At 62.5% G+C, this 21,905-nt stretch carries 20 protein-coding genes and 2 tRNA genes; 16 read left to right on the forward strand and 6 right to left on the reverse strand.

Annotation, left to right across the window (positions count from 1 at the left end; translation table 11 throughout):
* Positions 1–43: 43 nt before the first annotated feature.
* Positions 44–130: transfer RNA gene (locus AAHK21_RS16685), tRNA-Leu, on the reverse strand.
* A gap of 88 nt (positions 131–218) precedes the next feature.
* Positions 219–305: transfer RNA gene (locus AAHK21_RS16690), tRNA-Leu, on the reverse strand.
* Positions 306–403: 98 nt separating this feature from the next.
* Between AAHK21_RS16690 and AAHK21_RS16695 the strand changes: the two genes are divergently transcribed.
* The 9 genes from AAHK21_RS16695 to AAHK21_RS16735 all read left to right on the forward strand — a co-directional run bounded on the left by AAHK21_RS16695 (position 404) and on the right by AAHK21_RS16735 (position 10,214).
* On the forward strand, positions 404–577 hold the full coding sequence (locus tag AAHK21_RS16695) for a hypothetical protein (RefSeq protein WP_156177503.1): 174 nt from the start codon (positions 404–406) through the stop codon (positions 575–577).
* On the forward strand, positions 577–3,150 hold the full coding sequence (rnr, locus tag AAHK21_RS16700) for a ribonuclease R (RefSeq protein ID WP_046854003.1): 2,574 nt from the start codon (positions 577–579) through the stop codon (positions 3,148–3,150). The genes AAHK21_RS16695 and rnr overlap by 1 nt, the downstream gene beginning before the upstream one ends.
* Positions 3,147–3,893 (forward strand): 23S rRNA (guanosine(2251)-2'-O)-methyltransferase RlmB, encoded by a 747-nt coding sequence (gene rlmB / locus AAHK21_RS16705; protein ID WP_367857823.1) that lies wholly within the window; start codon positions 3,147–3,149, stop codon positions 3,891–3,893. The genes rnr and rlmB overlap by 4 nt, the downstream gene beginning before the upstream one ends.
* Before the next feature lie 289 nt (positions 3,894–4,182).
* Entirely contained in the window at positions 4,183–4,608 is a 426-nt protein-coding gene (rpsF, locus tag AAHK21_RS16710; RefSeq protein WP_023629370.1) for a 30S ribosomal protein S6, read from the forward strand.
* Positions 4,609–4,636: 28 nt separating this feature from the next.
* The gene (gene rpsR / locus AAHK21_RS16715) at positions 4,637–4,867 is read left to right on the forward strand and encodes a 30S ribosomal protein S18 (RefSeq protein WP_003249563.1); all 231 of its coding nucleotides are present in this window, start codon (positions 4,637–4,639) and stop codon (positions 4,865–4,867) included.
* A 34-nt stretch (positions 4,868–4,901) separates the two neighbouring features.
* Complete coding sequence (locus AAHK21_RS16720) at positions 4,902–5,768, forward strand: hypothetical protein (RefSeq protein WP_046854005.1); 867 nt, start codon at positions 4,902–4,904, stop codon at positions 5,766–5,768.
* 20 nt (positions 5,769–5,788) lie between these two features.
* The gene (rplI, locus tag AAHK21_RS16725) at positions 5,789–6,235 is read left to right on the forward strand and encodes a 50S ribosomal protein L9 (protein ID WP_046854006.1); all 447 of its coding nucleotides are present in this window, start codon (positions 5,789–5,791) and stop codon (positions 6,233–6,235) included.
* Positions 6,236–6,347: 112 nt separating this feature from the next.
* Positions 6,348–7,745, forward strand: coding sequence for a replicative DNA helicase (dnaB, locus tag AAHK21_RS16730; RefSeq protein WP_046854007.1), 1,398 nt, complete (start codon positions 6,348–6,350; stop codon positions 7,743–7,745).
* A 165-nt stretch (positions 7,746–7,910) separates the two neighbouring features.
* Positions 7,911–10,214 carry a YgiQ family radical SAM protein gene (locus AAHK21_RS16735; protein ID WP_046854008.1) on the forward strand — a complete coding sequence of 768 codons (2,304 nt, stop codon included), beginning with the start codon at positions 7,911–7,913 and terminating at the stop codon, positions 10,212–10,214.
* Positions 10,215–10,248: 34 nt separating this feature from the next.
* On the opposite strand, the gene AAHK21_RS16740 is transcribed toward AAHK21_RS16735, so the two are convergent.
* Entirely contained in the window at positions 10,249–10,836 is a 588-nt protein-coding gene (locus AAHK21_RS16740) for a TIGR00730 family Rossman fold protein (RefSeq protein WP_094012218.1), read from the reverse strand.
* A 347-nt stretch (positions 10,837–11,183) separates the two neighbouring features.
* On the opposite strand from AAHK21_RS16740, the gene azu reads away from it, so the two are divergent.
* Complete coding sequence (azu, locus tag AAHK21_RS16745) at positions 11,184–11,630, forward strand: azurin (protein ID WP_367857824.1); 447 nt, start codon at positions 11,184–11,186, stop codon at positions 11,628–11,630.
* Positions 11,631–11,741: 111 nt separating this feature from the next.
* Here the strand turns inward: azu and nadE are convergent, their stop codons facing one another.
* On the reverse strand, positions 11,742–12,569 hold the full coding sequence (gene nadE, locus AAHK21_RS16750) for an ammonia-dependent NAD(+) synthetase (protein ID WP_367857825.1): 828 nt from the start codon (positions 12,567–12,569) through the stop codon (positions 11,742–11,744).
* A 3-nt stretch (positions 12,570–12,572) separates the two neighbouring features.
* Complete coding sequence (gene pncB / locus AAHK21_RS16755; RefSeq protein ID WP_367857826.1) at positions 12,573–13,778, reverse strand: nicotinate phosphoribosyltransferase; 1,206 nt, start codon at positions 13,776–13,778, stop codon at positions 12,573–12,575.
* A gap of 441 nt (positions 13,779–14,219) precedes the next feature.
* On the opposite strand from pncB, the gene AAHK21_RS16760 reads away from it, so the two are divergent.
* From AAHK21_RS16760 to AAHK21_RS16785, 6 genes are all read left to right on the forward strand, one after another.
* Complete coding sequence (locus AAHK21_RS16760) at positions 14,220–15,356, forward strand: branched-chain amino acid ABC transporter substrate-binding protein (RefSeq protein ID WP_198755620.1); 1,137 nt, start codon at positions 14,220–14,222, stop codon at positions 15,354–15,356.
* A gap of 156 nt (positions 15,357–15,512) precedes the next feature.
* Positions 15,513–16,427 (forward strand): branched-chain amino acid ABC transporter permease, encoded by a 915-nt coding sequence (locus tag AAHK21_RS16765; protein ID WP_019098910.1) that lies wholly within the window; start codon positions 15,513–15,515, stop codon positions 16,425–16,427.
* Between the two features lie 3 nt (positions 16,428–16,430).
* Positions 16,431–17,732, forward strand: a complete 1,302-nt coding sequence (gene livM, locus AAHK21_RS16770; RefSeq protein WP_367857827.1) for a high-affinity branched-chain amino acid ABC transporter permease LivM — start codon at positions 16,431–16,433, stop codon at positions 17,730–17,732.
* The gene (locus AAHK21_RS16775; protein WP_031314650.1) at positions 17,729–18,604 is read left to right on the forward strand and encodes an ABC transporter ATP-binding protein; all 876 of its coding nucleotides are present in this window, start codon (positions 17,729–17,731) and stop codon (positions 18,602–18,604) included. The genes livM and AAHK21_RS16775 overlap by 4 nt, the downstream gene beginning before the upstream one ends.
* On the forward strand, positions 18,601–19,317 hold the full coding sequence (locus AAHK21_RS16780; RefSeq protein ID WP_023629375.1) for an ABC transporter ATP-binding protein: 717 nt from the start codon (positions 18,601–18,603) through the stop codon (positions 19,315–19,317). The genes AAHK21_RS16775 and AAHK21_RS16780 overlap by 4 nt, the downstream gene beginning before the upstream one ends.
* A gap of 610 nt (positions 19,318–19,927) precedes the next feature.
* Positions 19,928–20,695 (forward strand): SDR family oxidoreductase, encoded by a 768-nt coding sequence (locus tag AAHK21_RS16785; RefSeq protein ID WP_023629361.1) that lies wholly within the window; start codon positions 19,928–19,930, stop codon positions 20,693–20,695.
* Between the two features lie 52 nt (positions 20,696–20,747).
* Here the strand turns inward: AAHK21_RS16785 and AAHK21_RS16790 are convergent, their stop codons facing one another.
* Positions 20,748–21,836, reverse strand: coding sequence for an AGE family epimerase/isomerase (locus AAHK21_RS16790; RefSeq protein WP_367857828.1), 1,089 nt, complete (start codon positions 21,834–21,836; stop codon positions 20,748–20,750).
* Between the last annotated feature and the right edge of the window lie 69 nt (positions 21,837–21,905).

The following is a 21,905-nucleotide window of genomic DNA, read 5'->3' on the forward strand; positions in this document are numbered from 1 at the left end:
GCAGGCAAGAAAAAACCCACTAGCAAGCTAGTGGGTTTTTGTATGGTGCCCAGGAGAAGACTCGAACTTCCACGACCGTTAAGTCACTGATACCTGAAACCAGCGCGTCTACCAATTCCGCCACCTGGGCAAAGCTTTGCATCGTCTGGTGAAGGCGACTTTCGTCTGCTTTCACACAGTAGTAACAGATCCTTGGTCATCTGTTACTTGAAAATTTTTGGTGCCCAGGAGAAGACTCGAACTTCCACGACCGTTAAGTCACTGATACCTGAAACCAGCGCGTCTACCAATTCCGCCACCTGGGCACACATTCGAGATTAAAAGATGCTTTACAGCGTCGTTCATCTCTACTACAACTTCGGGGTTGTCCGTCGTTGTGGTGCGCACTATACGGACGCTCCTGATGGCTGTAAAGCCCCTGATCGAAAAAAAATTCAAAAAATTCAACCCGTTGATTCCACGCGCCTATTTCCGTTCGGCGGATACCGCGCCGGGGCTGTCCAAGGCTGACATTTCCGGTTTCAATACGCCTATGCCAGAATTCATATCTATATACCCCAAGGTGAACCCCTTCTGATGGCCGATTGGCAATCCCTCGATCCCGAGGCCGCTCGCGAAGCGGAAAAATACGACAACCCTATCCCCAGCCGTGAGCTGATCCTGCAGCGCCTCGCCGACCGTGGCGAGCCGGCTGCCCGCGAACAGCTGGCCGAAGAGTTCGGTCTTTACGAAGAGGACCAGATCGAAGCCCTGCGCCGCCGCCTGCGTGCCATGGAGCGCGACGGTCAGCTTATCTATACCCGGCGCGGCACCTATGCCCCGGTGGACAAGCTCGACCTTATCTGTGGCCGCGTGTCCGGCCACCGCGACGGTTTCGGCTTCCTGATTCCCGACGATGGCAGCGAAGACCTGTTCCTCAGCCCGTCGCAGATGCGCCTGGTGTTCGACGGCGACCGCGGCCTGGCCCGGGTTTCCGGGGTAGACCGCCGTGGCCGCCGCGAAGGTGTGCTGGTGGAAGTCATCTCCCGCGCCCACGAAAGCGTGGTCGGCCGTTACTTCGAAGAGGGCGGCATCGGCTATGTGACCCCCGACAACCCCAAGATCCAGCAGGAAGTGCTGGTCACCGCCGGGCGCAACGGCGGCGCCAAGATCGGCCAGTTCGTGTCGATCAAGATCACCCACTGGCCAACCCCGCGCTTCCAGCCGCAGGGTGATGTGGTCGAGGTGATCGGCAACTACATGGCGCCGGGCATGGAAATCGACATCGCCCTGCGCAGCTATGACATCCCGCATGTCTGGCCGCAGGAGGTGATCAAGGAAGCGCGCAAGTTCCGCTCCGAAGTCGAGGAGAAAGATAAAGAGAAGCGCATCGACCTGCGCCATCTGCCTTTCGTCACCATCGACGGCGAAGACGCCCGCGACTTCGACGATGCGGTGTATTGCGAACCGTTGGGCAAGCTGCGCATGTTCTCCGGCGGCTGGCGCCTGTACGTGGCGATCGCCGACGTTTCCAGCTACGTGCGCCTGGGCTCGGCCCTGGATACCGAAGCGCAGCAACGGGGTAACTCGGTGTACTTCCCCGAGCGCGTCGTGCCGATGCTGCCTGAAGAGCTGTCCAACGGCCTGTGCTCGCTGAACCCGCACGTCGATCGCCTGGCCATGGTCTGCGAAATGACCATCAACAAGGCCGGCCAGATGGTCGACTACCAGTTCTACGAGGGTGTGATCCACTCCCACGCGCGCCTGACCTACAACAAGGTCAGCAGCATGCTCGAGCATTCCCGCACCCGCGAAGGCAAGGCCCTGCGCGAGGAATACAGCGCGGTGCTGCCGGACCTGAAGAGCCTGTACGCCCTGTACAAAGTGCTCCTGGCGGCCCGTCACACCCGCGGCGCGATTGACTTCGAAACCCAGGAAACCCGAATCATCTTCGGCGATGACCGCAAGATCGACGAAATTCGTCCGACCGTGCGCAACGACGCCCACAAGCTGATCGAAGAGTGCATGCTGGCGGCCAACGTCGCGACGGCCGAGTTCCTGCAGAAACACAACGTGCCTGCGCTGTACCGCGTGCACGACGGCCCGCCGCCGGAGCGCCTGGAGAAGTTGCGCGCATTCCTCGGTGAGCTGGGCCTGAGCCTGCACAAAGGCAAGGACCCTTCGCCGAAGGATTACCAGGCACTGCTGGCGAGCATCGCCGGGCGCCCGGATTTCCACCTGATCCAGACCGTCATGCTGCGCTCGCTGAGCCAGGCGGTGTACAGCGTCGAGAACAACGGCCACTTCGGTCTGAACTACGAGGCCTACACCCACTTCACCTCGCCGATCCGTCGTTACCCGGACCTGCTGGTGCACCGCGCCATCCGTAGCGTGATCCGCTCCAAGGTCGACACCCCGCACGTCAAGCGTGCCGGTGCCATGAGTATTCCCAAGGCGCGCATCTACCCGTACGACGAGAACAGCCTCGAGCAGATGGGCGAGCAGTGCTCGATGACCGAGCGCCGCGCCGACGAGGCTACCCGCGACGTGGTCAACTGGCTCAAGTGCGAGTACATGCGTGATCGCGTCGGCGAGACCTTCCCTGGCGTGATCACCGCGGTGACCGGCTTTGGTCTGTTCATCGAGCTGACCGACATCTATGTCGAAGGCCTGGTGCATGTCAGCGCCCTGCCGGGTGACTACTACCACTTCGATCCTGTGCATCACCGCCTGTCCGGTGAGCGCAGCGGCCGCAGCTTCCGCCTGGGCGACACGGTCGAGGTGAAGGTCATGCGTGTCGACCTCGAGCAGCGCAAGATCGACTTCGAAATGTCGGAGAAGACCGTCACCGCACCGGTCGGCCGCAAGCCACGCGCTGCCGCGCAACCGGTGGCCGAGCAGGCGCCTGCTGTCGAAGCGAAGATTTCGCCCAAGCCGCGCAGCCGCAAGAGCGAGGCTTCCGAGGCGTACTTCCCGAAAGACGCGGTGCAGCGCAATGCCGAGGTGCGCAAGAGCCGTGAAATGAAGAAGGCGCTGATGGGCGAGGCGCGTGCCAGCGGCCATGCCGGCGGCAAGTCGGAAAAGGGTGGCAAGTCGTCCGGCAAGCCGACCAAGCATCGCAAGGGGCCGCCCAAGTCCGGCGCGCCACGCAAGGGCAAGAACAAGTCATGAGTCAGCTGGAAAAGATCTACGGCGTGCATGCCGTGCAGGCACTGCTGCAACACCACCCCAAGCGGGTAAAGCAGATCTGGCTGTCCGAAGGGCGCAGTGAGCCACGCATCCAGGCCTTGTTGGAGCTGGCTGCGCAGAACCGCGTCCAGGTCGGTCAGGCCGAGCGCCGTGAACTCGACGCCTGGGTCGAAGGTGTGCACCAGGGTGTGGTTGCCGAGGTGAGCCCGAGCCAGGTGTGGGGCGAGGCGATGCTCGACGAGCTGCTCGAGCGTACCGAGACGCCGCCCTTGATCCTGGTGCTCGATGGCGTTACCGATCCGCACAACCTCGGCGCCTGCCTGCGCACCGCCGATGCGGCCGGGGCGACCGCCGTGGTGATCCCCAAGGACAAGTCCGCGACCCTGACCGGCGTGGTGCGCAAGGTGGCCTGCGGCGCCGCCGAGGTGATGCCGCTGGTGGCCGTGACCAACCTGGCGCGTACCCTGGAGAAACTCCAGCAGCGCGGGCTGTGGGTGGTCGGTACCGCTGGCGAGGCCGAGCAGGAAATCTACCAGCAGGACCTGACCGGTCCGCTGGTGATGATCATGGGGGCCGAAGGCAAGGGCATGCGCCGCCTGACCCGTGAGCACTGTGATTTCCTGGTGAAGCTGCCGATGGGCGGCAGCGTCAGCAGCCTGAATGTTTCGGTGGCCACCGGGGTATGTCTGTTCGAGGCCGTGAGGCAGCGTCAGATCAAGCGCTGATGGCTTGATGTCGGGCGTGGGAGCGGGCTTGTCCCGCGATGGTGGTGGATTCGACATCGCATCGCGGGGCAAGCCCGCTCCCACGTTCCATGATTGTCCGCGAAATATGTTTCCGGCTGTTCAAATATTCGCCAACCTCCTTGCTTGTCCTTCCCGGCTTCTCTACAATTGCGCCCCTTGCCGAGCTGGCAGGCGCGCATGTGCCTTCTCTCTAGGGCAAGACATACAGTGTCATTCACTCCTTGTCTGACCAGGTTGCTGGCAGACTACTAACCCGTAAGGAGCATTCATGCGTCATTACGAAATCATCTTCCTGGTTCACCCGGACCAGAGCGAGCAAGTCGGCGGCATGGTTGAGCGTTACACCAAGCTGATCGAAGAAGATGGTGGCAAGATCCACCGCCTGGAAGACTGGGGCCGTCGTCAACTGGCCTACGCAATCAACAATGTTCATAAGGCTCACTACGTGATGCTGAACGTTGAGTGCTCCGGCAAGGCCCTGGCCGAGCTGGAAGACAACTTCCGCTACAACGATGCCGTGATCCGTAACCTGGTCATCCGTCGCGACGAAGCCGTCACCGGCCCGTCCGAGATGCTCAAGGCAGAAGAGAACCGCAGCGAGCGCCGTGAGCGTCGCGAACGTCCTGAGCATGCTGATGGCGCCGAAGGCGACGACAGCAATGACAGCGACAACAGCGATAACGCTGACGAGTAATCCACGGACCTTTTGAGGAGCCTATTACATGGCACGTTTCTTCCGTCGTCGTAAATTCTGCCGCTTCACTGCTGAAGACGTGAAAGAGATCGACTTCAAAGATCTCAACACCCTGAAAGCTTACGTATCCGAAACCGGCAAGATCGTTCCAAGCCGCATCACCGGTACCAAAGCTCGTTATCAGCGTCAGCTGGCCACCGCTATCAAGCGCGCCCGCTTCCTGGCCCTGCTGCCCTACACCGACAGCCACGGCCGCTGAGACCGGGTCGTCGACTAAGTAGCAAGGGATAAGCATGCGAGCGTTGGCAAGTTTCATCATGCGCGGTCGTGTGCAGGCCACCCTCGTGGTGGTCATCAGCGCGGTACTGCCGCTGCTGTTCTGGTTGAGTGCCGCCGCCGGGAGCCTGGTGCTCCTGCGGCGCGGGTTCAAGGACGCTTCATCGGTCATCGCCTGGGGCCTTTTGCCAGCGTTGATCATGGGCTTCTTCGGCGAACCAAGCACCTTGCTGGTGCTTTTGGGAACGCTGGGTCTGGCCGCCTCGTTGCGCGCCGGGCACTCCTGGACCCGGGTACTGCTGTCCAGTGTCGCATTAGGCTTGCTATACAGCCTGATCCTGGATGCGGTGATGCGCGAAACCTTCGAGGTGCTGGCCAAGGCGCTTGAAAAAGCCCTGCCGCAGTTCGAGGGCCAACCAGTACTACCTGGTGAGCTGATCGGCCCTTTGCTGGTCGCTTCCAGTGCGGTAATGCTGCAGCTGTTCAGCCTGCTGGCCTTGATGCTGGCGCGCTATTGGCAGGCTGCGTTGTACAACCCCGGTGGTTTCGGGCGCGAGTTTCGCGAACTGAGGCTGCCGCTGGTACCCATGCTGGTGCTGGTGTCATTGATGGTGTTGGGCCCGTTCATCGGGTCGCAGTTCATCGTCCTGGCCAGTGCGTCCAGCCTGGTGCTGCTGCTCGCTGGCATCGCCCTGATTCACGGGCTGGTGGCACAAGGGCGACTGGCCGGTTTCTGGCTGGTGGGGATGTACGTGACGTTGCCGCTGCTCATGCAGCTGATGTATCCGTTGCTCGTGGTTCTGGCCATTGTCGACAGCCTGATTGATTTTCGCGGTCGCAAGTCCCCTTCACAGGGTGACGACTCCGCGAACGGTGAAGGTTAAAAGTTAAGAGGTTTTACCAAATGGAACTGATCCTGCTGGAAAAAGTCGCCAACCTGGGCAACCTGGGCGACAAAGTAAACGTTAAGGCTGGTTACGGCCGTAACTTCCTGCTGCCATTCGGCAAGGCCACCGTTGCCAACGCCGCCAACCTGGCCGCGTTCGAAGAACGCCGCGCCGAGCTGGAAAAAGCCGCCGCAGAGAAAAAAGCTTCGGCTGAAAGCCGCGCTGCCCAACTGGCCGAGCTGGAAGTGACCATCACTGCCACCGCTGGCGACGAAGGCAAGCTGTTCGGTTCGATCGGCACCCACGACATCGCTGATGCCCTGACCGCCTCCGGCGTTGAAGTGGCCAAGGCTGAAGTTCGTCTGCCGAACGGCACCATCCGTCAGGTTGGCGAATACGACGTAGCCGTGCACCTGCACAGCGACGTTGAAGCCACCGTACGTGTGGTCGTCGTAGCTGCCTAAGCTGCGTAATCGGCTGGTCCCTCGCGGGCCAGGCGGTTAACATCGGGCACGGTCCTGTTTTGCGCAGGCCGTGCCCTTTGTCTTTTTCATCTTCCAGAATTCTTTCGTGGCCATGAACGAGATCACCACCCCCGAACAACTCGACCTGCAAACCGCTGCCCTGAAGGTGCCGCCGCATTCCATCGAGGCCGAACAGGCCGTGCTCGGTGGCCTGATGCTGGACAACAACGCTTGGGAACGGGTGCTGGATCAGGTGTCGGACGGCGATTTCTACCGGCATGACCACCGCCTGATCTTCCGCGCCATCCACAAGCTGGTGGACGCCAACCAACCGTTCGACGTGGTCACCCTGCACGAGCAGCTGGACAAGGAGGGCGTGTCCACCCAGGTGGGCGGCCTGGCGTATCTGGCCGAGCTGGCCAAGAACACCCCGTCGGTGGCCAACATCAAGGCCTACGCCGCGATCATCCGTGAGCGGGCCACGCTGCGTCAGTTGATCAGCATCAGTACCGATATCGCCGACAACGCCTTCAACCCACAGGGGCGTAACGCCGAGGAGATCCTTGACGACGCCGAACGGCAGATCTTCCAGATCGCCGAGGCGCGGCCGAAGACCGGTGGGCCGGTGGGGGTCAACGAACTGTTGACCATGGCCATCGACCGCATCGACACGCTGTTCAACTCCGACAGCGACATCACCGGCGTGTCCACCGGCTTCACCGACCTGGACGAGAAGACCAGCGGCCTGCAGGCAGCCGACCTGATCATCGTCGCGGGCCGTCCGTCGATGGGCAAGACCACCTTCGCCATGAACCTGGTGGAAAACGCCGTGTTGCGCAGCGACAAGGTGGTGCTGGTGTTCTCCCTCGAGATGCCAGGTGAATCGCTGATCATGCGTATGCTGTCGTCCCTGGGGCGCATCGACCAGACCAAGGTGCGTTCCGGCCAGCTGGACGACGACGACTGGCCACGGTTGACCTCGGCGGTCAACCTGCTCAACGACCGCAAGCTGTTCATCGACGACACCGCCGGCATCAGCCCATCGGAAATGCGTGCGCGCACCCGCCGCCTGGCTCGCGAGCATGGCGAGATCGCCATGATCATGGTCGACTACCTGCAGTTGATGCAGATCCCGGGCTCTGCCGGTGACAACCGGACCAACGAGATTTCCGAGATCTCCCGCTCGCTCAAGGCGCTGGCCAAGGAATTCAACTGCCCAGTGATCGCCCTGTCGCAGCTCAACCGTTCCCTCGAGCAGCGTCCCAACAAGCGCCCGGTCAACTCCGACCTTCGTGAATCGGGTGCGATCGAGCAGGACGCCGACGTGATCATGTTCGTCTACCGCGACGAGGTGTATCACCCCGAGACCGAACACAAGGGCGTGGCCGAGATCATCATCGGCAAGCAGCGTAACGGCCCCATCGGCTTCATTCGCCTGGCGTTCATCGGCAAGTACACCCGCTTCGAGAACCTCGCGCCGGGCATGTACAACTTCGACGACGACGAGTAATCACTGAGCCTATCCCCGGCAGCAGCGCTCCTGTGGGAGCCGGCTTGCCGGCGATAGGGCCAGTGGAAGCTACAGATGAATCCGACCACCACCGTCGGATTTGGTCAAAATTTGTGCTATATTCCGCGCCCGCGATTTTCCTGCACATTAGAACCGGTCACTGACATGCAAGCAGCCAAACCACTCTACGACTATCCCAAGTACTGGGCCGAATGCTTCGGACCAGCGCCGTTCCTGCCGATGAGCAGGGAGGAGATGGATCAGCTCGGCTGGGATTCCTGCGACATCATCATCGTGACCGGTGACGCCTACGTCGACCACGCGTCGTTCGGCATGGCCATCATCGGCCGCCTGCTCGAGGCCCAGGGCTTCCGGGTGGGCATCATCGCCCAGCCGAACTGGCAGTCGAAGGACGACTTCATGAAGCTCGGCGAGCCGAACCTGTTCTTCGGGGTCGCGGCGGGCAACATGGACTCGATGATCAACCGCTACACCGCGGACAAGAAAATCCGTTCCGACGACGCCTACACGCCTGGCGGCATGGCCGGCAAGCGTCCGGACCGCGCCAGCCTGGTGTACAGCCAGCGCTGCAAGGAGGCCTACAAGCACGTGCCGATCGTGCTCGGCGGCATCGAGGCCTCGCTGCGCCGCATCGCCCATTACGACTACTGGCAGGACAAGGTCCGCCACTCGATCCTGGTCGACGCCAGCGCCGACATCCTGCTGTACGGCAACGCCGAACGCGCTATCGTCGAGGTTGCCCAGCGCCTGTCCCAGGGTGAAAGCATCGAGCACATCACCGATGTGCGCGGCACCGCGTTCATTCGTCGCGACACCCCGCAGGGCTGGTTCGAGATCGACTCCACCCGTATCGACCGCCCGGGCCGCGTCGACAAGATCATCAACCCGTACGTGAACACCCAGGACACCCAGGCCTGTGCCATCGAGCAGGCCAAGGGCGACCAGGAAGACCCGAACGAAGCCAAGGTGGTGCAGATCCTCGACAGCCCGAGCGTTACCCGCGAGAAGTCGGTGATCCGCCTGCCGTCGTTCGAGAAGGTGCGCAACGACCCGGTGCTCTATGCCCACGCCAACCGCGTGCTGCACCTGGAGACCAATCCGGGCAACGCCCGCGCCCTGGTGCAGAAGCATGGCGAGGTGGATGTGTGGTTCAACCCGCCACCCATTCCCATGACCACCGAAGAGATGGACTACGTGTTCGGCATGCCCTATGCACGCATCCCGCACCCGGCCTATGGCAAGGAGCGCATCCCGGCCTACGAGATGATTCGCTTCTCGGTGAACATCATGCGTGGCTGCTTCGGTGGCTGCACCTTCTGCTCGATCACCGAGCACGAAGGCCGGATCATCCAGAACCGCTCGCACGAATCGATCCTTCACGAGATCGAAGAAATGCGCGACAAGGTGCCGGGCTTCACCGGCGTGGTCTCCGACCTTGGCGGGCCGACCGCCAACATGTACCGCATCGCCTGTAAGAGCCATGACATCGAGAAGCACTGCCGCAAGCCATCGTGCGTGTTCCCGGGTATCTGCGAGAACCTCAACACCGACCACAGCTCGCTGATCGAGCTGTATCGCAAGGCTCGTGCCCTGCCGGGGGTGAAGAAGATCCTGATCGCCTCGGGCCTGCGCTACGACCTGGCGGTGGAGTCGCCGGAGTACGTGCGTGAGCTGGTCACCCACCACGTCGGCGGTTACCTGAAGATTGCTCCGGAGCACACCGAGCGTGGTCCGCTGGACAAGATGATGAAGCCGGGCATCGGCACCTACGACCGCTTCAAGCGCATGTTCGAGAAGTTCTCGAAAGAGGCGGGCAAGGAGCAGTACCTGATCCCGTACTTCATCGCTGCCCACCCGGGCACCACCGACGAAGACATGATGAACCTGGCCCTGTGGCTCAAGGGCAACGGCTTCCGTGCCGACCAGGTGCAGGCGTTCTATCCGTCGCCGATGGCTTCGGCCACGGCCATGTACCATTCGGGCAAGAACCCGCTGCGCAAGGTCACCTACAAGAGCGAAGGGGTGGAGATCGTCAAGAGCGAGGAGCAGCGCCGCTTGCACAAGGCGTTCCTGCGTTATCACGATCCGAAGGGCTGGCCGATGCTGCGCGAAGCGCTGCAGCGCATGGGCCGCGCCGACCTGATCGGGCCGGGCAAGCACCAGCTGATCCCGCTGCACCAGCCGGCGACCGACACTTACCAGAGTGCGCGGCGCAAGAACTCGACCCCGGCCGGCAGCCACAAGGTGGGCAAGGACCAGAAGATCCTCACCCAGCACACCGGTCTGCCACCGCGCGCCAGCGATGGCAGCAAGCCGTGGGACAAGCGCGAGAAGGCCAAGGCCGAGGCGTTCGCCCGCAACCAGCAGGCGGCCAAGGAGCGCAAGGAAGCGGCCAAGGGTGGTGGTGGCAAGGGTAAGAAGCCGCGCCAGCCGGTGATTCCGCGCTGATCATCAAAGGGGCTGCAAAGCAGCCCCTTCCTGGTCAATCAGGCTGTTTGTCGACCCACTTCGGCACCACTGGTGCAACGAAGCTGTCCATCCCATCCAGCAATTCATCCGGCTGCTCCCCGAGCAACAGCATCGCCCGGTGCTGCGGCCGCACGAAGCCTTCCTCGACAATATGGTCGAGGAACCCGCCCAGCTTCGCGTAGAAACCATTCACATCCAGCAGCCCCAGCGGCTTGGCGTGATACCCCAGTTGCCCCCAGGTCCATACCTCGAACAGCTCCTCCAGCGTGCCCAGGCCACCCGGCAGGGCAATGAAGGCGTCGCTGAGTTCGGCCATGCGCGCCTTGCGCGCATGCATGCCGTCCACCACTTCCAGGCGGGTCAGGCCCTTGTGGCCGATTTCGGCGTTCATCAGGCTTTGCGGGATGATGCCGACGACTTCACCTCCGGCAGCCATGGCGGCATCGGCAACGGTGCCCATCAGGCCGACCGCGCCGCCGCCATAGACCAGCGTCAGGCCACGGCGGGCGATGGCCTGGCCGAGGGCGACGGCGGCTTCACGGTAGGCAGGGTTGGCACCGATGCTGGCGCCACAGAAGACACAAACGGAACGTACAGGCATTGCTTATCTCCCTTTACATGCGCGCACAGGGTAAGGCGCATGCCTGTCGGTTCCAAGGGGATCATTCGGGACGGGCGAACTCGCAGACCGCTGAACCGGCGGCGCCGCAGGCGTAGGCTGCCAGCAGGCTGCGCATCATGTTGCTCAATGTCATGACATTTGCTCCTAATTGAGAGGTTGTCTCATCGTCCATTAAGAGGGCATGATGTGCACTTTGATTGGTTGTATACAATCCATTGAACAAATCTACTGGCTGGCGACTTGACACCCCTTGACCCATATCAGGTACGGGCGTTCGGTTTTCAGGCAGTCTCGCAATTGATAAAACCCTGCCAAGGAGATTCATGATGTTTGCGAAAGCTGTAGCGGTATCCCTGCTGACCCTCGCCAGCGCCTCCGTCTTTGCTGCCGACTGCAAGGTGACTGTCGACTCGACTGACCAGATGTCGTTCAACACCAAGGAATTCACCATCGACAAGAGCTGCAAGACCGTCGAGATCGAACTGACCCACGGTGGCAGCCTGCCGAAGAACGTCATGGGCCACAACCTGGTCATCAGCAAGACCGCCGACATGGACGCCATCGCCAAAGAGGGCATGTCGCAAGGCCTGGACAAGGACTACATCAAGGCCGACAACGCCGCGATCATCGGCCACACCAAGATGATCGGCGCCGGCGAAAAAGACACCATCAAGCTCGACACCGCCAAGCTGGAAGCCGGCGGCGACTACAGCTTCTTCTGCACCTTCCCGGGCCACATCTCGATGATGAAGGGCAAGGTCGTCGTCAAGTAATCAAAACCTGACGCAATACCCTGTGGGAGCGATCTTGTCCTGCGATGGCGATGGTGAATCCACCACGTCATCGCAGGGCAAGGCCGCTCCCACAGTTGTTTCCACGCCTGATCAAGGGGCGAACGGCAGCTCGCGTTTGTGCTGGGTCTTGCGGTAGGTGGCGACGATGATGTCGAACGCCTCCTGGCTCACCGGCTTACCGTGCAGGAAGGCGTCGATCTGCTGGTAGGTCACGCCGTGGGACGCTTCGTCCGGCTTGCCCGGTTCGAGGTCTTCCAGGTCCGCGGTCGGTACTTTCTCCACCAGCGATTCCGGCGCGCCAAAGCTGCGCGCAATGGCCCGCACCTGGTTTTTCACCAGCCCGCTCAGCGGCGCCAGGTCGCAGGCACCATCACCAAACTTGGTAAAGAAGCCCATTACCGCTTCGGCCGCATGGTCCGTGCCGATCACCAGGCCAGCACGGGCGCCGGCGACGGTGTATTGGGCGACCATGCGCGTGCGCGCCTTGACGTTGCCGACGACGAAGTCGACCAGGGTCGGCGAGCCGTTTTTCAGTTCCTCGACCTCCGCCGCCAAGGCCTTTACGGCTGGGGCGATGTCGATGGTGTGCACCTCGTCGGCCTTGATCACGTCCAGGCAGGCCTGGGCGTCGTGCTCGTCGTGCTGCACGTGGTACGGCAGGCGCACGGCGATGAAGGTATAAGCCTTGTCGCCGGTTTCGGCGCGCAGTTCGTTGATGGCGCGCTGGGCGAGCAGGGCGGCGGTCAGCGAGTCGACACCGCCACTGATGCCCAGCACCAGGGTCTTGAGCCGGGCATTGGCCAGGCAGTCCTTGATGAACGCCACGCGCCGGGCCACTTCCTGCTCGAGGGCGGCGGCATCGGCGAACGGCGGCTGCACCTTGAGCGCCTGGGCAATCTCTTGCTGAACGGCTTGCATGGGTTACTCCTTGCTGGGGACTTTGAATACGTGGCGCATATAGGCGACGAAGTTTTCGTCACGGCACTGGGTCTTGGCGGCTTCGTCGGAGATCTTCGCCACCGGCGAGCCGTTGCAGTCGGTCATTTTAAGTACGATGCTCATGGGCGCCACGCCGGGAATGTCACAGGTCAGGTTGGTGCCGATGCCGAAGCTGACATTGATGCGCCCACGCAGGGCCCGGAAGATCTCCAGCGAGCGGGTCAGGTTCAGGCCATCGGAGAACACCAGGGTCTTGGTCATCGGGTCGATACCGAGCTTCTGGTAATGGGCGATGGCCTTTTCTGCCCAGGCCACCGGCTCGCCCGAGTCATGGCGCAGGCCATCGAACAGCTTGGCGAAGTACAGGTCGAAATCCTTCAGGAAGGCGTCCATGGTGATGCAATCGGTCAGGGCGATGCCGAGCAGTCCCCGGTACTCGCGCACCCAGCAGTCCAGGGCGGCGATCTGGCTGTCGATCAGCCGTGGGCCGAGCTGCTGGTGGGCCATGATCCATTCATGGGCCATGGTGCCCAGGGGCTTGATAACCAGTTTCCATGCCAGGTCGACGTTGCTGGTGCCGACGAAGCGGCCCGGGAACTCATCGCGCAGCACCCGTACCACGTCTTCCTGCACGCGGCTGGAGAAGCGCCGGCGGGTGCCGAAGTCGGCTACCTGCAGTTCGGCCAGTTCGTCGTCGCTGGCGTGGGCGCGCAGCCAGTCGAACTTGCGATATAGCTGGTCGCGGGCTTCGGCCAGGCGCATGCGCGGGTGCAGGTGGCGGTTGCGCACTTCGCTGATGATGGCCAGCAGCGGTACTTCGAAAAGGATCACATGCAGCCATGGGCCTTTCAGGCGCAAGAACAGTTGGTCGTTCTCGATGCCGATGCGCACATAGCGCAGGTTGAAGCGGAACAGGCGCAGGAAGCGCAGGAAGTCCGGCTTGAGGAAGCTGATGCGCTCGAGGAAGGCCAGTTGGCCGTCATCCAGGGTCAGCTCGCTGAGCAGCTCGAGCTGGTTGCGGATCTCGCCCAGGTAGGGGCGCAGGTCCTCGCCGTTGCGGCAGCGAAACTCCCATTCGACATCGGCGTCCGGGTAGTTGTGCAGGACGCCCTGCATCATCGTGAGCTTGTAGAAGTCGGTGTCGAGCAGGTTGTGCACGATGCGCTCGGCGAATGCGCTCTCGCTCATCAGGGGGAAGCTCCAAGGCGGGCAATGGCGACCATTGTGCCAGATCGCGGGGCAAGCCCGCTCCCACGCCGCCCGCGATATTGGCCTCTGCAGGTAATTTTCCGTGCGCCAGCTAGCCTTCAAACAGTGCTCCCTGTAGCAGTCGCGCACCAGTGGTGTGCAGTTCGGTGACGTCCGCTGTTACAGCGCGGTTGCACGTTAACACTTGCGAGGGTTGCAATGGTGGCGGGCGTCGGTTGCTCCTTGTCTAGGCGTGTGGGTGTCACTTGCCGTGCGGCAGACGGTTGCACGCTCAATAAAGAAAAGGCCGCCGGTCGCCTCTGCTCACCCCTTGTCGTGTGTTTTCCCGGAAGACAAAACCACTGGCACGGCCCTTGCTCGGAGCACAGGGCTGAGAAGTTGTAGTGCCAACCAAAAAAAATATTCTAGGAGCACCACCTCATGTCGCAGACGTTTTACAAGAAAGGTTTCCTGGCACTGGCTGTAGCCACCGCACTGGGTGTTTCTTCGTATGTTCAGGCCGACATCAAGATCGGCGTCGCGGGCCCGATGACCGGAGCCAACGCAGCGTTTGGCGAGCAGTACATGAAAGGTGCGCAGGCCGCGGCCGACGTGATCAACAAGGCTGGCGGCGTCAACGGCGAGAAGATCGTCCTGGTCAAGGGCGATGACGCCTGCGAGCCAAAACAGGCCGTGGCCGTGGCCAACCGTCTGGTCGACCAGGACAAGGTGATCGGTGTGGTCGGCCACTTCTGTTCTTCCAACACCATCCCAGCCTCCGAGGTCTATGACGAGGCCGGCGTGATCGCCATCACCCCCGGCTCGACCAACCCGCAGGTCACCGAGCGCGGCTTGAACGCCATGTTCCGCATGTGCGGCCGTGACGACCAGCAGGGCATCGTCGCTGGCAACTACATCGTCGACGTGCTCAAGGGCAAGAAAGTGGCCGTCCTGCATGACAAGGACACCTACGGCCAGGGTCTGGCCGATGCCACCAAGGCGCAGCTGACCAAGCGTGGTGTCACGCCCGTGCTGTACGAAGGCCTGACCCGTGGCGAGAAGGACTTCAGCGCGGTGGTCACCAAGATCCGCGCCGCAGGTGCCGATGTCGTCTACTTCGGCGGCCTGCACCCGGAGGCCGGCCCGCTGGTGCGCCAGCTGCGCGAGCAGGGCCTGAAGGACGTGGCATTCATGTCCGACGACGGCATCGTCACCGACGAACTGGTGGCCACCGCCGGCGGCGCCCAGTACACCAACGGCGTGTACATGACCTTCGGCGCCGACCCGCGCCTGCTGCCCGACAGCAAGGCAGTGGTCGAGGAGTTCCGCAAGAACGGCACCGAGCCTGAAGGCTACACCCTGTATGCCTACGCCTCGGTCCAGGCCCTGGCCGCCGCGTTCAACGGCGCCAAGTCGAACAAGGGCGAGGACGCCGCCAAGTGGCTCAAGGCCAACCCGGTCAAGACCGTCATGGGCGAGAAGAAGTGGGACCAGAAGGGCGACCTGACCGTCTCCGACTACGTGGTCTACCAGTGGGATGCCAACGGCAAGTACCACCAGCTGGAAAAACAAAAATAACAATGGCATCCGGCCCGGGCGCGCACTGCCCCGGGCCATAGCCCCGCGGTACCTGTCTTTGTCAGTAGATGTGCACAGTTCTGCGCTGCGAGGGCCGCTGCATCCGGGCCCTGCGTGGTCGGCGCTCGTGCAATCTCAATCAGGTGAGATTGCGTTATGGATGGTATTTTCCTGCAGCAACTGGTCAACGGCCTGACCCTCGGGTCGGTCTACGGCCTGATCGCCATCGGCTACACAATGGTCTATGGCATCATCGGCATGATCAACTTCGCGCACGGCGAGGTGTACATGATCTCCGCGTACCTCGCGGCGATCAGCCTGGCATTGCTGGCCTACTTCGGTATCGAGTCGTTTCCGCTGCTGATGCTGGGCACCTTGTTGTTCACCATCGTCGTCACTGGCGTCTATGGCTTCACCATCGAACGCATCGCCTACAAACCCCTGCGCAACTCCACCCGCCTGGCGCCCTTGATCAGCGCCATTGGCATTTCGCTGATCCTGCAGAACTACGCGCAGATCAGCCAGGGCGCTCGCCAGCAAGGCGTGCCGACCCTGCTCGAAGGCGCCATGCGCGTCGAAGTGGGCACCGGCTTCGTGCAGCTCACCTACACCAAGATCTTCATCCTGGTGGCCGCTTTCGTCGGCATGGGCCTGCTCACCTACGTGATCAAGTACACCAAGCTCGGGCGCATGTGCCGGGCCACGCAACAAGACCGCAAGATGGCCTCGATCCTGGGCATCAACACCGACCGGGTGATCTCCTACGTGTTCGTCATCGGTGCGGTGATGGCCGCGCTGGCGGGCGTGCTGATCACCATGAACTACGGCACCTTCGACTTCTACGCCGGCTTCATCATCGGCATCAAGGCCTTCACCGCCGCGGTGCTCGGCGGCATCGGCTCGCTGCCGGGGGCCATGCTCGGCGGGATCATCCTGGGGATTTCCGAGTCGTTGTTCTCCGGCCTGATCAACTCCGACTACAAGGACGTGTTCAGCTTCTCGCTGCTGGTGATGATCCTCATCTTCCGTCCCCAAGGCCTGCTGGGTCGCCCGCTCGTGGCTAAGGTGTGAAACATGTCCGTTGCCAATACTGCCTCTCCTTCGCAAACCAAGGGTTTCGACCTTAAACGCAGCCTGCTGGAGACCATCGTCGCCGGCCTGCTGGCCCTTATCGTCTTCGGCCCCGTCGTCGGCGTGGTGCTCGATGGCTACACGTTCAACGCCGAACCCGCCCGCGTCGCCTGGCTGGTCGGCGGCGTGATGATCGGGCGTTTCATCCTCAGCCTGTTCCTGCAGACGCCGACCGGCCAACGCATGCTTCAGGGCTTCGACAGCGGCGGTTCTGGCGTGCATGTGCTGGCGCCGAACTACAAGTCGCGCCTGCGCTATATCATCCCGGCGCTGATCGTCATCGCCATCGTGTTCCCGATCTTCGCCAACAAGTACCTGCTGACCGTGGTCATCCTCGGCCTGATCTACGTGCTGCTGGGGCTGGGCCTGAACATCGTGGTCGGTCTGGCCGGCTTGCTCGACCTGGGCTATGTGGCGTTCTACGCCATCGGTGCCTACGGCCTGGCGCTGGGCTATCAGTACCTGGGCCTGGGCTTCTGGAGCGTGCTGCCACTGGCGGCCATTGCCGCGGCGCTGGCGGGGTGCATCCTCGGCTTCCCGGTGTTGCGCATGCATGGCGACTACCTGGCCATCGTCACCCTCGGCTTCGGCGAGATCATCCGCCTGGTGCTGAACAACTGGCTGTCGTTCACCGGCGGCCCCAACGGCATGCCGGCGCCGTCGCCGACCTTCCTGGGCCTGGAGTTCGGCCGCCGGGCCAAGGACGGCGGGGTGCCGATCCACGAGTTCTTCGGCTTCGAATACAACGCCAACCTCAAGTTCGTGTTCATCTACGCAGTGCTGTTCCTGGTGGTGCTGGCGGTGCTGTACATCAAGCACCGGCTGACCCGCATGCCGGTGGGCCGCGCCTGGGAAGCCTTGCGCGAGGACGAGATCGCCTGCCGCTCGATGGGCCTGAACCACGTACTGGTCAAGCTTTCCGCGTTCACCCTCGGCGCGTCCACCGCAGGCCTTGCCGGGGTGTTCTTCGCCACCTACCAGGGCTTCGTCAACCCATCGTCGTTCACCTTCTTCGAGTCCGCGCTGATCCTGGCCATCGTCGTGCTCGGCGGCATGGGCTCGACCGTGGGCGTGGTGATCGCGGCGTTCGTGCTGACCGTGGCGCCGGAGCTGCTGCGCAGCTTCTCCGAGTACCGGGTACTGCTGTTCGGCGTGCTGATGGTGCTGATGATGATCTGGCGACCGCGAGGGCTGATCCGCATCAGCCGTACCGGCGTAGTCCCGCGTAAAGGAGTGGCGCCATGAGCGACGAAGTCATTCTGTCTGTAGACAACCTGATGATGCAGTTCGGTGGGATCAAGGCGCTCAGCGATGTCAGCCTGCAGGTCAAACGCAACCAGATCTTCGCCCTGATCGGCCCCAATGGCGCTGGCAAGACCACGGTGTTCAACTGCCTCACGGGCTTCTACAAGGCCACCGGCGGGCGGATCGAGCTGAACGTGCGCGGCAGCCACACCAACGTCATCCAGCTGCTCGGCGAGCGCTTCCGGGCGGCGGACTTCGTTTCGCCGGCACGCTTTGCCAACCGCCTGTACTACAAGATGTTCGGCGGCACCCACCTGGTCAACCGCGCCGGGCTGGCGCGCACCTTCCAGAACATCCGTCTGTTCAAGGAAATGTCGGTGGTGGAGAACCTGCTGGTGGCCCAGCACATGTGGGTCAACCGCAACCTGCTGGCCGGGGTGCTCAATACTCCGGGCTACCGCAAGGCCGAGAGCGATGCCCTCGACCATGCGTTCTACTGGCTGGAGGTGGTCGACCTGGTGGACTGCGCCAACCGCCTGGCCGGCGAGCTGTCCTACGGCCAGCAGCGTCGCCTGGAGATTGCCCGGGCGATGTGCACGCGGCCGAAGATCATCTGCCTGGACGAACCGGCTGCCGGCCTCAACCCCCAGGAAACCGAAGCGCTGAGCCGCATGATCCGTGTGCTGCGCGACGAGCATGACATCACCGTGGTGCTGATCGAGCACGACATGGGCATGGTCATGAGCATCTCCGACCATATCGTCGTGCTCGACCACGGCAACGTGATCGCCGAAGGATCACCGCAGGATATCCGCCACAACCCGACGGTGATTGCCGCCTACCTGGGTGCCGACGAAGAGGAACTGACATGAGTGCGCCCATTCTTGAGCTGAAGGACCTGGATGTGTTCTATGGGCCGATCCAGGCCCTGAAGAAGGTCTCGATGCACATCAACGAAGGCGAGACGGTCAGCCTGATCGGCGCCAACGGCGCGGGCAAGTCCACGCTGCTGATGTCGATCTTCGGCCAGCCGCGCGCGGCATCCGGGCAGATCGTCTATCGCGGCACCGACATCACCCGCAAGTCGTCGCACTACATCGCGTCCAATGGCATCGCCCAGTCCCCGGAGGGGCGGCGCGTGTTCCCCGACATGACCGTCGAGGAAAACCTGATGATGGGCACCATCCCGATCGGCGACAAGCATGCCGACCAGGACATGCAGCGCATGTATGAGCTGTTTCCGCGGCTCAAGGAACGGCGCAACCAGCGGGCCATGACCATGTCCGGGGGTGAACAGCAGATGCTGGCGATTGCCCGGGCGCTGATGAGCCGGCCCAAGCTGTTGCTGCTCGATGAGCCGTCGCTGGGCCTGGCGCCGATCGTGGTCAAGCAGATCTTCTCGACCCTGCGCGAGCTGGCGCAGACTGGGATGACCATCTTCCTGGTCGAGCAGAATGCCAACCATGCGTTGAAGCTGTCCGACAGGGCCTATGTGATGGTCAACGGGCAGATCCGCATGACCGGGACGGGGCAGGAGCTGTTGGTCAACGAGGAGGTGCGTAACGCCTACCTGGGCGGGCACTGAAGTAAATCGCGGGGCAAGTCGGTGCGGCAACCCGACTTGCCCCGCGATGCGTTTTATGCCTTCCGACACATGTGGACAACTTGTCGCATATCTTTCCGGCAGCACACCACAATCCCCACGCAAGCCATTGTTTCCACAGCTGGAAAACTTTCCACGGATTATGTGGAACCGCCTGTGGAAAACATGGTGGCACCTTGCTCAAGCCCTTGTGTAGCAACGCCTCCAAGGATCTGTTCGTTTTTTGATCAGGTCTTGCTTGTGCATGATTTATTGAGGGTTTTTAGCAGCAGCGCGGTTCATCCACAGTTGTTCGGATTCTGTGGATAAGTCTGTGAAAAAACTTTGGACAGACCGCCGCAGACGGCAGGTTGAAAGCGTTGCGCCATCACGGGCAGATGTCCACAGCAGGCAAAGGTTCCCTGGAGCCGACGAGTTGCCCCCAATCTGTGGGGAAAGCCTTGTGGATAAGATGCGCATAGCCTGACGAAAGCCCGCAATCACGGGGCTTTTCAGCGTCTGTACGTTTTTTGACCAGTGGCTGAAACGGTTGTCGACAACGCTTGCGCCGGGCATGCTGCAAGGCCTGCCGAGCACACCCAAGGAGAAGAGCATGACATCCACCGTATTCATCACTGGCGCGACCTCCGGTTTCGGTGAAGCCACCGCCCGCCGTTTCGCCGATGCCGGCTGGAAGCTGGTGCTCACCGGTCGCCGCAAGGAGCGCCTGGATGCGCTGTGCCAAGAACTCTCGGCCAAGACCGAGGTGCACGGGCTGGTGGTCGATGTGCGTGATCGCCAGGCCATGGAGGCCGCCATCGCCAGCCTGCCGCCGAGCTTCGACAAGCTCCAGGGCCTGGTCAACAATGCCGGCCTGGCACTGGGTGTGGATGCGGCGCAGAACTGCAGCCTGGACGACTGGGAAACCATGGTCGACACCAACATCAAGGGCCTGATGTACACCACCCGCCTGTTGCTGCCGCGCCTGATCGCCCACGGGCGCGGCGCGTCGATCCTCAATGTCGGTTCGGTGGCGGGCAACTACCCGTATCCGGGCGCGAATGTGTATGGCGGCACCAAGGCCTTCGTCGGCCAGTTCTCGCTGAGTCTGCGCTGCGACCTGCGCGGCACTGGCGTGCGGGTCAGCAACATCGAGCCGGGGCTGTGCGAAAGCGAGTTCTCGCTGGTGCGTTTCGGCGGCGACCAGGCCAAGTACGACGCCACCTACGCTGGCGCCGAGCCGATCCAGCCGCAGGACATCGCCGAGACCATTTTCTGGATCCTCAACCAGCCGGCGCATATCAACATCAACAGCCTTGAGCTGATGCCGGTGAGCCAGGACTGGGCAGGGTTCTCGATCGACCGGTCGGCGAAAGGCTGATTCGCCGATGATCGCGGGGCAAGTCGCATCGGCGCAGCGCCCCGCGATAGCGTCAGATCAGGCGCTGCAGACCTTCGAGGCAAGTCGCCAGATGATAGGGCGTGGTCGACGGCATGTCATGGCGGCTCACCGCCCCCTCGCCATCGCGGCACTCATGCCAGCCGCCTTCATGCAGGAAGCGTGACTCCAGCGCCGTGAGTTGCTCCAGCAGCCGCGCCTCGCTTCCCGGCCGCAGGGCCAGTGCTCGCAGGTACTCCGCCTGGGCCCAGATACGCTGTGTCGCGTCGATCACCTTGCCGTCCACATCCAACGTCGCCAGCACCGCAGCATCCTTCACGCCGCACTGTTCGGCGAAGTCGAAGGCCCGCTCGATGGAGGCATGCAGCGCAGTACCGCGCAACAACTCGGAAGTGTCGAGCAGGTAGAACCATTCGAACTGGTGGCCCGGCTCGAACCAGTTATCCACAGCCCCGCGCGGCTTCTCCAGCATCAGGCCATGGGCCGGTTCGACGAACTGCGCCTGCAGCGCTTCGCACAGCTTCAGCAGCGATTGGCTAACGTCGTCGTCCTCGCGCACGGCTAGCACTTGGAGGAAGGCCTCGGCCAGGTGCATCTGCGGGTTCTGCAGCGGGCCGCTGCCCAGGTCTGACCAATCCTCACCCAGGCTGGCCTCGTACAGGCCATCGTCGCGGGCGAACTGCTCGTGGATCACCTCGAGGGCGCCATTGAGCGTGGCTTCCACCAGCCCTTCGCCGACCTTGCCCAGGTAATGGGCGCAGGCGAAGACGATGAAGGCGTGGGTGTAGAGGTCCTTGCGCCGGTCCAGCGGCTTGCCCTGGGCATCGATACTGTAGAACCAGCCGCCGTGCTCGGCGTCGTGGAAGTGCTTCTGCAACGAACGGAACAACGCCGCGGCGCGTTCGGCCGCGCCGGGTTGTTCGATGCGGCTGCTGAACAGGTACAGCTGGCGGGCGCAGGCCATGGCCCGGTAGCGTTGCACCGGCAGTGGTCGGTGCTGGGTGTCCAGGGCTTCGTACGGCAGGGCCATGTCGGCGTTCCACCCCGGGCCTTGCCACAGCGGCACGATGCGCTCGGCGAAGTGCTGTTGGAAACGGGTCAGTGCGGGACGGGGGTCGGACATGGTGGCGCTCGTGGACGGTCGGGCAGGGCGCCATGGTAGCAGAAGTGACAAGGGGTTCGTGGGGCACCG

The organism is Pseudomonas sp. TE50-2, from assembly GCF_040813665.1.
GTDB classification, from domain to species: Bacteria; Pseudomonadota; Gammaproteobacteria; order Pseudomonadales; family Pseudomonadaceae; genus Aquipseudomonas; species Aquipseudomonas soli.